The sequence below is a fragment of the Leifsonia sp. PARNA 1/14 genome (genome assembly GCF_055720965.1).
Window position 1 is genome coordinate 1 of sequence record NZ_JBVQSP010000011.1, and the last position, 1,276, is coordinate 1,276.

Annotated in this window: 1 protein-coding gene; it reads right to left on the reverse strand. The window is 64.9% G+C overall.

Annotation, left to right across the window (positions count from 1 at the left end; genetic code table 11):
* Nucleotides 1-23: 23 nt before the first annotated feature.
* Nucleotides 24-1,274, reverse strand: coding sequence for an IS30 family transposase (locus AC0HS0_RS18985; RefSeq protein WP_472965705.1), 1,251 nt, complete (start codon nt 1,272-1,274; stop codon nt 24-26).
* Nucleotides 1,275-1,276 lie beyond the last annotated feature (2 nt).

A 1,276-nucleotide genomic window follows, 5' to 3' on the forward strand; every position in this document is an offset into this window, starting at 1 on the left:
GTCAATGTCAAGCAATCAACGCATCAGGCGGCTGTGAGGAGGCTGTTCAGTGCGTGGGCTGGGGTGTTGTAGTCGAGGGTGGGGCGGGGTCTGGCGTTGAGTTTCGCGGCGATCTGCGCGAGATCTTCGGCGCTGTGATTGGAGAGGTCTGTGCCTTTCTGGAACCAGTGCCGTAAGAGCCGGTTAGTGTTCTCGTTGCTGCCGCGCTGCCAGGGTGAGCGGGGATCGCAGAAGAACACTGGCGCGTGCAGCTCGAGTTGGATGCGGGCGTAGTCGGCCATCTCCGAGCCTCTGTCCCAGGTGATCGAGCGGCGCAGGTGCTTGGGGAGCTGACCCATCTCCCGGATCATCGCGTCAGCGACCGCGTCAGCGGTGTGTCGAGCGGGCAGGTGCAGCAGGATCACGAACCGGGTGGTTCGTTCGACCAGCGTCCCGATCGCTGAACCGCTGCCGGCGCCGATGATCAGATCCCCTTCCCAATGCCCCGGAACGGCACGATCGTCGGCTTCTGCAGGACGCTGACGGATCGTGAACGCATCCTGGAACAGCGACGTTCCGCGCCCGTTGACGCTGCCATGCGGTTTGCGGGCCGTCCTGCCCGTGGAGAGCTGCCGGGCCAGGTCTTGCCGCAGCAGGCCGCGCCCTTGAACGAACAGGGCCTGGTAGATCGTCTCGTGACTCACCCGCCAAGTCTGCTCACCCGGATGCTCCCTCGCGAGCATGTCCGCGATCAGCTTCGGCGACCAGCCCTCATCCATTGCCGCCTCGACATGCGCCGCCAGTTGCGGGTTCGCGACGAGTTTGAACGCTTTCGGGCGTCGCCGATCCTGCCGGGCGCGGGCATGAGCGACTAACGGCAGATAGTTGCCCGCATCATCACGATGCCGGGCCAATTCCCGACTGATCGTGGACTGCGGGCGCCCGATCCGCACCGCGATCTGTCGCTGCGTCAACTGTTCCCGCAGCCCAGCATGGATCTCGACCCGCTCCGCCAACGTCAACGACCGCCCCACCGACGCGTCGAGATCACCGATCGGAACCGCTAAACCACCACCACCAGGACGACCCGATTCAAGTAACACCCCTGAAGCATGCCGACCCCACCAATACCGCGCCGTCGAAGACGCAACCCCGAAAGCGAGCGCCGCGCGCTGCACCGGCAGCCCCAAACACACCGCCTCCAGCAACCGAGCCCGCGTCTCAAACGACGACCACTTCGCACCAGCCAACCCGCCACCTCTCCCCAGAGCGATGCGTTGACCATATGAATCCACCG